We start from the raw sequence: 8,846 nt of genomic DNA on the forward strand, positions 1-8,846 counted from the left end.
GGCGGGCCTTTGCGCGCTCGCGACGATCACGAACGATCCGGCTCTCGGGGGCACCGGTGCGGCGGATGGATCCTGATGGCGCGAAACCAGATCGGTGGCCAGCGCGCGAATCATGTCACGTGCCGCTGGGGGACCAGTTACGTGGATATGGTCGGCAAATTGGAGCAGTTGGCGCACGTCTTGGATTTGCCGGAACACGATAGTGATCGGGTACCACCCTCCTTCGGCTGCGTCCACGTCCCGGAGACGCTCGCCCAAGATTCGCCGGGCCAAATCCAGTCGAGTTGCACGCAGGCGGGCCGTGATCATCACGTCCCCGGGTGCCTCTGTGCGTTCCTTGAGCGAGAGCCACACCGTGCGCAGGGTGGCATCGACCTGCAAGTTTGCCGGCGCCTGCAGGATTTCGAATGAGTAGAGCCGCTCCAACGAGAACAGCCGCTGCTCACCTTGCTGTTCGGCGACGAGATACCAGCGACCGGACTTGGCCACGAGTCCATAGGGATCCACGAGCAGGAACGCTGGGTGCGCCTCGGTACTGCGCCGATACTTGATGCGCAGCTGGCGTCGAAGCCGCAACGCGGTTGCCAGATCCGCGATATCGGCCAGCAGCCTCCGGCCCGACAGCCAGGCAGAACTATCCACCATGACAATATCGGCCAACGTAGCCCGGGGATGGGCCGCTGGAGCTGCGTCCTGCTTCAGCGCGACCTTGCGCGCCGCCATAGCATGTGCGTCCCGCAAGCCCAGAAGTTCCAAATGCCGTTCATCGAGCCCCGCCACGGACAAGGCTTCCAGCTCCGGCGGCTCCAGATGGGCCAGATTCAATCGGGAGCCCGGCAGCAAGGCGATTCCTCCGTGGCGCCCGCGCTCGGCGTAGACAGGGACGCCAGCCATGGACAGCGCTTCGACATCGCGCAGGATGGTCCGTCGCGAGACCTCCAGCGTCTGGGACAGTTCCGAGGAGCTGATGCGCTGACGAGTCTGCAACAGCAAGAGCAGGTGCAACAGCCTGGAAGCTTTCATGACCTCCAAGTATCCCAGAAAAGAAGACATGTTCTGTCGTGATTTTCTGGTGGACTGCTAATGTCCACTAATTCATTGATCCCAGGAGTCCCCGATGCCCCGCCCGAACCTGTTCCTCGTTTATGTCAAGGATGCCCGGAAAGCTGCCGAATTCTATGGCGATTTGTTCGATATGGATCCCGTCTTCGTCTCGCCGCGCTATGTGGCATTCGCCCTCAGCGAGCAGGTGAGCTTCGCTGTGTGGTCCGGCAAGAATGAAGATGCGGTCCCGGAAACCCCGCGCACCAGCGAGGTGGGTTTGATGGTCCCCGGCTCCGGCGGTGACGTTGACGCAACTTGCCGCCAATGGTCCGCCAAGGGAGTGCGCATCGTGCAAGAACCTTACGACGAAGTCTTTGGCAGGACCTTTGTTGCCGCGGATCCAGATGGCAACCTGATCAGGGTCTCGCCGATGGACTAGGAATTAGCGTGGCCAATAAAAGCAGAATCCCAGGGCATCGGCGAAGAAATTCGCTGATGTCCCGGGATTCTTGTGTTGCAGCTCAGGGAAGCTGCCAAGCTCTGGGTCTAGAAGAGCTTGCCTGGCTTAGAGCTGGTTGCCCAGCTTGAAGCCCTTGGAAGCCTGGCCATGGTACGAGCCGTCTTCGTCACCGGCACGGGTGAAGGAGAAGCCGTCGGCGCCAATGGTGACTTCCAGCTCGGAGTCATCGGTGCGCTCGATGACTTCCTGCACGTTGCCATCCAGGTCCAGGACCTTGGAAGCTTCGGTGTACCACGATGGAACAACCGGGTTGCCCCACCAGTCGCGGCGCTGGTTGTCGTGCACGTTCCAGGTGATGGTCGGGTTGTCCGGATCGCCGGTGTAGTAATCCTGGGTGTAGATCTCGATGCGGTGGTCATCTGGATCCAGGATGTACAGGTAGAACGCGTTGGAGACGCCGTGGCGGCCCGGGCCGCGCTCGATGCGGTCCGAGATGCGCAGTGCGCCCATCTTGTCGCAGATCTGGATGATGTTGTGCTTCTCGTGGGTGGAGAAAGCCACGTGGTGCAGGCGCGGGCCGTTGCCGCCGGTCAAAGCGGTGTCGTGCACGGTGCCCTTGCGGTGCATCCAGGCTGCGTAGGTGGTGCCTTCGTCGTCCTGGATGTCCTCGGTGACGCGGAAGCCCAGGTCCTCGAGGTAGGCGCGGCCGCGTGGCACGTCCGGGGTGACCTGGTTGAAGTGGTCCAGGCGGACCAGTTCGCCGGCCGAGTACAGGTCGTAGCGCATGTGCAGGCGCTCAACGTGGGTGGTCTCGAAGAAGAACTCGTACGGGAAGCCCAATGGATCCTCGACGCGCACGGCGTCGCCGATGCCCTTGACGAAGCCTTCCTTGCGGCGCTCGGTGCGGCAGCCCAGTTCCTTGTAGTAGGCCTCGGCCTTGTCGACCTCTTCGGTGGAACGCACGCGGAAAGCCATGGCCTTCAGTGCGGCGACCGGACCCTTGGTCAGCACCAGGTTGTGGTGGATGAATTCCTCGAAGGAACGCAGGTAGATCTGGTTCTCGTCTTCGTAGGACACGTGCAGGCCCAGTACGTCCACATAGAACTTGCGCGAGCGCTCCAGGTCGGTGACGACCAGTTCAGCGTAGGCGCAGCGCAGGATATCCGGTGCTGGAACCGAAGGGGTTGGGATCGGGTTTGCGATCTCTTTGCTCATGATTTGCTCCTTTGCAAGCAAGAAAAACTAGGGGCGGGAAGCGCGTGCTTCCTAGACGCCGAACTTAGGGGAGTGCGCTTCGTTCAGGGTGATCTGGATGGACTGCTGGGTGGTGTAGAAGTCCACCGAGCGGTAGCCGCCTTCGCGGCCCAGCCCCGAAGCCTTCACGCCGCCGAATGGGGTGCGCAGGTCGCGGACGTTGTTGGAGTTCAGCCACACCATGCCCGAATCGATCTGGTGCGCGAAGTTGTGCGCGCGCTTCAGGTTGGAAGTCCACACGTAGGCTGCCAGGCCGTACTTGGTGTTGTTGGCCAGTTCCAGTGCTTCCTCGTCGGTGTCGAACGGGGTGATGGCAACAACCGGGCCGAAGATCTCGTCCTGGAAGATCTGCGCATCCGGGGCAACATCGGCGAAGACGGTCGGAGCAACGTAGTTGCCCTCTTCGAAGCCTTCGGCGCGGCCGCCGCCGGCCAGCAAGCGGCCTTCGGTCTTGCCGATCTCGATGTAGCCCATGACCTTCTCGAAGTGGTTAGGGTGCACCAGTGCACCGACTTCGGTCTTCGGGTCACTCGGCAGGCCAACGCGGATGTTCTTGGCGCGTTCTGCGAACTTGGCTACGAAATCATCGTAGATATCGCGCTGGACCAGCACGCGGGAACCGGCGGTGCAACGCTCGCCGTTCAGCGAGAACACGCCGAACACGGTGGCGTCCAGGGCAGCTTCCAGATCAGCGTCGGCGAAGACCACTGCAGGGGACTTTCCACCGAGTTCCAGGGACAGGCCCTTGAAGAATGGCGCGGCCGCGGTGGAGATGGTGGCGCCGGTGGAGGAGTCGCCGGTGAAGGACACCAGCGGCACATCCGGGTGCTTGACCAGGTAGTCGCCGGCGACGCCGCCGGAACCGAAGATCAGGTTGAAGACGCCCTCTGGCAGGCCGGCTTCGCGGAAGATTTCTGGCCACAGGCCAGCGGAGAGCGGGGTGTAGCTGGCAGGCTTGAGGACCACCGAGTTGCCGGTGGCGATGGCCGGAGCCAGCTTCCAGGATTCCTGCATGAACGGAACGTTCCACGGGGTGATCAGCGCGGCGACGCCAATGGGCTTGCGGTTCACGTAGTTCATCTGGCGTCCTGGGACGCGGAAGGAGTTATCCACCTGCGCGACGATCAGGTCGGCGAAGAAGCGGAAGTTCTCCGCGGCGCGGCGGGCCTGGCCCTTGGCCTGGGTGATCGGCAGGCCGGAGTCGTAGGACTCGAGCAGCGAGAGCTCTTCGTCGCGGGATTCGACGATGTCAGCGATCTTGTGCAGCACGCGGGAACGCTCGCGTGGCAGCATCTTGGCCCAAGGGCCTTCCTTGAAGGCCTTGTTGGCGGCGGCAACTGCCAGGTCCACGTCTTCGGGCTGTGCCGAAGCCACGGTGGCGTAGTTGGTGTTGCTTACCGGTTCCTGCACGTCGAAGGTTGCTCCGCCGATGGAGTCAACGAATTCGCCGTTGATGTAGTGCTGCAGGTGGGTCGGAAGGTTTTCCGGTACGAAGTGCTTGCTCATGGCAGTTCCTTTCGTGCTGTTCCGGTGTTTTCACCGGATGGGTTGTGGCAAATCTATGAAAGTTCTCGGTGCTGCTGGCTAGATGGCGCTAGGTGCCATGCCGGCCGCTTTCAAATAGGCGTTGAGCGTATTCGAGCGGTGGTCCCGGCAGGCGGCTTCGATCTGCGCCGGGGTGGCATGGTTGCCGATCAGATCCAGCAGCGCCTCATGTTCCTGAACCGAAGCGCGAGCCCGGTTGGGAATGTGGGTGAAGCTGCTGGCCCGCATGGCCGCCAGCCGGCGCCATCCGCGCTGGACCAGGTCCAGGATGTGCGGATTGGGGCACTGGCCGTAGAGCAGCTGGTGGAATTCGGTATTCATCCGGGTGAAGGCCACCGGATCGAAATCCGCCAAGCACTGGCGCATGTTCTCGTTCAGCGCCCGCGCCTTGGCAAGCCAGGCGGCATCCATGGCATCCGCAGCCAGCGCGGTAGCGGCCGGCTCGATGACCATCAGGGTCTGCATGGTGTGCAGGTACAGGGTGGAATCCACGTGGGCCACCGTCGCCCCGACGTTGCGGGTGAAGTGCACCAGGCCCTCGGCCTCCAGCCGGCGGATCGCCTCGCGCACCGGAACCACGGAGCAGCCCAGCTCGTCGGCAATGGTGCCCAGCACCAGCCGGTAGCCGGGGGAGTATGCCCCGTTGACGATGCGCTCGGAAACCAGCTGGTAGGCGGCTTCGGACTTGGAGGCGGTCATTACAGCGACCATGAGTCCAGATCCGGGCTGCCTGCGTCCTTCCAGGCGTTGTACTTGCTCTTCCACGCATCATTCATCGGGAACAGGCCCTCGATGCCGTGGCCGCGCTGGACCATGGCGAAGATGAATTCGTCATTGGATTCGGTCACCGCGGCTTCAGCGGCCACCTCGGCCACCATTGCTGGCGGGATGACCACGATGCCATCGGAGTCGGCCACGATCACATCTCCTGGCTGCACCGATACGCCGCCGCAGGCCACGGTGATGTCCTTGTCCCAGGCCACGTGCTTGCGGCCGAGAACCGCTGGGTGGGCGCCGTTGTAGAAGACCGGGATCTGCAGGTTGGACACGGCGTCCAGGTCCCGTACGCCGCCATCGGAGATGATGCCGGCGGCGCCGAGCTGCTGGGAGCGCAGGGCCAGGATGTCGCCCAGGGTGGCCGAGCCGGTCTCGCCGCGGGCTTCCATGACCAGGATCTCGCCGTCATTGAGCGAGTCGATGGACTGCTTCTGCATGTTGTAGCCGCCGCCGTGGGCCTTGAACAGGTCCTCGCGGTTGGGGATGTAGCGCAGGGTGCGGGCGGTGCCGATCACGCGCTGCATGCCCTTGGTGGCACCGGGGACTTCGATGTTCACGTTGTTCAGGCCGCGCTTGCGCAAGGTGGCGGACAAGGTGGCGGTCGCCCCCGAAGCCAGCTGCTCGCGGACCTTGTCGGTCAGCACGTCCTTGCCGGTGATGATCGGGGCCATGCCGGCGGTCTCGCGATCGCCGTAGGCATCTTCCTTGTCCTTGTCGGTGACCTTTGGCTGGTTGCCGAAAGCGGCGAAGGCCGCAGTGCCCTCGACGGCGGTGGTCTCCAGCTTGCCGGTCGTGGCGCCGGAGACCAGATCGGTGACCTCGACCTCGACAACGTCGCCGGGGAAGAAGACGGTGGAGCCGGCCGGGGTGCCGGTGAGGATCATGTCACCTGGCTGCAGGGTCATCTGCTGGGACAGGTCGGCGATGATGGTTGCGAAGGAGAAGAGCAGCTCGGAGGTGTCGGCGTCCTGGGCGAGCTTGCCGTTGACCCAGGTCTGCACGCGCAGCTTGGCAGGATCCAAGGTGGCAGCATCCAGGGCGTTGGGACCCACCGGGGTGTAGCCGTCGCCGGACTTGGAGCGGATGTTCGAGCCCTTGTCCGCGTACTTCATGTCGTGCACGCCGAGGTCGTTCGATGCGGTGACCTGCCCGACGTAGCCCCAGGCTTCGTCTACCGAGACGCGGCGAGCGGTCTTGCCGATGATCAGTGCGATCTCGCCCTCGAAGGCGAGCAGCTCGGTGCCAGCTGGGCGTTCCACGGTGGAACCGCTGGCGGCCAGCGAGCTGGTGGCCTTCATGAAGTAGCTGGGGAACTTCGGGGTGCGTCCGCGCTGCGCTGCACGCGAGGAGTAGCTAAGGTGTACGGCCAGGATCTTGCCTGCCTGCGCGAAGGTCTCTTCGGTTACTGGGACAATATTGCTCACCGTTGATCGGCCTGCTTTCATCGAACATCATCTCGTACATCAAATCGTATACGATCAGTGTGCGCCGAATCTCAAACGGTGTCAAGCGGGCTTTGAAAATGATTACCGTGCAGGCCTGGGAATCCGCAGGATCACGGGAATTCTCCGGGAGCGGGAATGTTTCGAAAGGGGCAATTGCGGGGTGCCGGAGCGGATGTACTGCAGCACACAATCGATAGCTGGAATCCTGGCTAGCCAGTCGATCTGATGCCGGATTCCTTGCAGGGCCATCGTTGCCCTGTAGTCGGGAAAGGATGCTCGACCGGCACTATCCTCTTGCCAGCTGAGCGGCAGGGGCAAGAACGCTCGCGAACCTAAGCCGGGCTACGAGAGACTCTTTTCTGCCGATCGTGGAAATAGGCCATTTCACTGAGGGTGAGGGCAAGTGGAGTCATGGATTGTTCACGAGAAATATTCCGTTGCTTCCTCCTGCATGCCGGGTAATTGTAGATAGCCTGTATTTATGGGGAGTGTATTTAATATCCGAAACTCGCTGAGATGAGAGCGCAAGGAAAAAGATGTCTTCAGGTCAAAACACAGGCGTGATGATTCGACGCTGCCGTCGCACCCCACCGAGGTCCACGCAAATAGCTGGATGTGGGGATCCGTGGCGTTGGTCGCCAGAGTTCCGGCATCTTCGATCACGGAACCTGATGGAAACTTGTGGTGGGTCCCGTCGAATGCCGCGGATATCACGTGGAAGATGTTCTGCAAAGATCTGCAAAGCGAAACCTCTGAGTTTCTCCAAAACGACGCGGGAAATCTGCATAAAGCATCAAAAAGCTGGTTCGACAAGACTTCGGTCGGACCTCATTTCCTGGCCATGACTGCCGACGCGAAGCAAGCACTATCGGGTGCTCCAACGTTTGCTTTCGACAACCAGAAGGTAATCAGCAAGCTGACCGGCGCCGGTATCCGGATCGCTGGAATTTCACGTTCTCGTAGTGAGGCGGAAACAGGAGCCGGCAACGCTGAATACGTCGCCTTGCACCTGAAGCTTTCGAAAGAGGCATTGCAAACCCCCGGTTGGGTGACCTCTGCGCTGCACCGGCCGACTCGTGCTGGGCTACTGCCGGGCACAAACAGCAATGGCAAGGACTTGCGAGCGGGTGTAAACAACGCCTTGCGTTCAGCAGGCTTGGCAGTAGAACTGAATAATGGCGGCGCTCTGCAATCAAAAGACAAGCAGGATCCATGGGGGAACATCTATACGATCTCCACTTTTATTCCGCAAGACAAGATTCCTCAGTGCCAAAAACACTGGCACGGACCGAGCGCGATGGACAACCCTGCAGTGCGCTGGGCGCATGCACTGAGCATTGCTCAAACCGCCACGCCTAAGCCAACTTTGAGCGACTGGTCCGACCTCGGAGTTAGCAAAGCCCAAGTCTCCCTTGGCCCGTCAATTGGTTGGTGCAGTGATCGGGGGATGGGGATTGTTGCCCAGTCCCGTCCGGATGGCGATCCTGAACACTGGATCGCAGAGACTGGGCATACGGTGGCCTTAGCGCATTCAGTCTTCGTCGATTTGGCGGTCTTGACGATGCAGCAAGATGAATTCTTGACCCAGCGCGCCGGACACCTGGCCAATCTAGCGGCAACCGGAAACCTTGAGGATTCCGCTGCTTCGCTTAAGCGATACAAGGACATTCAAAAAAGGTTTATCGAGTTCCACGGTAAGCGCTGGTTGCAGGAGATACCTGGACGTGAATCTGCAACTCGGGTGCTGCAAGCCATGCAGAACGTGCGCATGCTGGAAGAAAGAATCAAGCATTCACTGATCGAGCAGAAATCCATCATGGATTATCTGGAAGCCAACCAGCGCGCCGAAGAAGAGCAGGTGAATCGCGAACGAGCCGAACAACTGCGCGAAGAGGCGGTTAAGCGTGAGAAGTTCAGTCACCGAGTGAATATTTTTGCGTTTATATTCCTGCCGGCCACACTGATTTTCACCGTTACCGGAGGTCTGGGGATTCAGTTATCCACACTTTGGGGAACTATTTGGATCGGCATCGCTGCTGTCACTACTATCGGGCTGATTGCTTGGATGAAGACGGAAGACGGAAGATGGAAAGAGGAAGAAGGATAGAAAACGCGCGTCCGGAGGCGCATCGCGCAGCGACGAATCCCTCCCTGCCGTGAACAAGGGATAAACAGATCAGCTCAACACAGTTCGCGGCCACTGAGCTGGAGAAGAACCTCTTGGTTTGAGACCTCGGCGACGGAGGCCTTCTCATCGGTCCTCGGCTACCGCAGTTAATCAGCCGACTCACCAGGGGTACGCAGAAGGGGGGGGAACGGAA

The 8,846-nt window shown here is 61.0% G+C and carries 7 protein-coding genes; 2 read left to right on the forward strand and 5 right to left on the reverse strand.

The window, feature by feature from the left end:
* A partial coding sequence (locus ACNPN0_RS08910; RefSeq protein ID WP_448937893.1) for a helix-turn-helix transcriptional regulator occupies positions 1–1,023 on the reverse strand: 1,023 nt, incomplete at its 3' end.
* A gap of 94 nt (positions 1,024–1,117) precedes the next feature.
* Here ACNPN0_RS08910 and ACNPN0_RS08915 point away from each other — a divergent pair.
* Entirely contained in the window at positions 1,118–1,483 is a 366-nt protein-coding gene (locus tag ACNPN0_RS08915; RefSeq protein ID WP_332730784.1) for a VOC family protein, read from the forward strand.
* A 126-nt stretch (positions 1,484–1,609) separates the two neighbouring features.
* On the opposite strand, the gene hpaD is transcribed toward ACNPN0_RS08915, so the two are convergent.
* From hpaD to ACNPN0_RS08935, 4 genes are all read right to left on the reverse strand, one after another.
* Entirely contained in the window at positions 1,610–2,707 is a 1,098-nt protein-coding gene (gene hpaD, locus ACNPN0_RS08920) for a 3,4-dihydroxyphenylacetate 2,3-dioxygenase (protein ID WP_332498687.1), read from the reverse strand.
* A gap of 63 nt (positions 2,708–2,770) precedes the next feature.
* Positions 2,771–4,264 carry a 5-carboxymethyl-2-hydroxymuconate semialdehyde dehydrogenase gene (gene hpaE, locus ACNPN0_RS08925; RefSeq protein WP_105658032.1) on the reverse strand — a complete coding sequence of 498 codons (1,494 nt, stop codon included), beginning with the start codon at positions 4,262–4,264 and terminating at the stop codon, positions 2,771–2,773.
* A gap of 78 nt (positions 4,265–4,342) precedes the next feature.
* Positions 4,343–5,002: a GntR family transcriptional regulator gene (locus ACNPN0_RS08930; protein ID WP_332488680.1), complete on the reverse strand. Its 660-nt coding sequence runs from the start codon at positions 5,000–5,002 to the stop codon at positions 4,343–4,345.
* Entirely contained in the window at positions 5,002–6,525 is a 1,524-nt protein-coding gene (locus tag ACNPN0_RS08935; protein ID WP_448938884.1) for a fumarylacetoacetate hydrolase family protein, read from the reverse strand. Before ACNPN0_RS08935 ends, ACNPN0_RS08930 begins: the two co-directional genes overlap by 1 nt.
* Positions 6,526–7,150: 625 nt before the next feature.
* Here ACNPN0_RS08935 and ACNPN0_RS08940 point away from each other — a divergent pair.
* Complete coding sequence (locus ACNPN0_RS08940) at positions 7,151–8,632, forward strand: hypothetical protein (RefSeq protein WP_448937892.1); 1,482 nt, start codon at positions 7,151–7,153, stop codon at positions 8,630–8,632.
* Positions 8,633–8,846 lie beyond the last annotated feature (214 nt).

This window comes from Glutamicibacter sp. AGC84, from assembly GCF_053543575.1.

Coding starts and splice junctions, on each gene's coding strand:
- ACNPN0_RS08930 (WP_332488680.1), bottom strand. CDS start 5,002: ATGACCGCCTCCAAGTCCGAAGCCGCCTACCAGCTGGTTTCCGAGCGC.
- hpaE (WP_105658032.1), bottom strand. CDS start 4,264: ATGAGCAAGCACTTCGTACCGGAAAACCTTCCGACCCACCTGCAGCAC.
- ACNPN0_RS08935 (WP_448938884.1), bottom strand. CDS start 6,525: ATGAAAGCAGGCCGATCAACGGTGAGCAATATTGTCCCAGTAACCGAA.
- ACNPN0_RS08915 (WP_332730784.1), top strand. CDS start 1,118: ATGCCCCGCCCGAACCTGTTCCTCGTTTATGTCAAGGATGCCCGGAAA.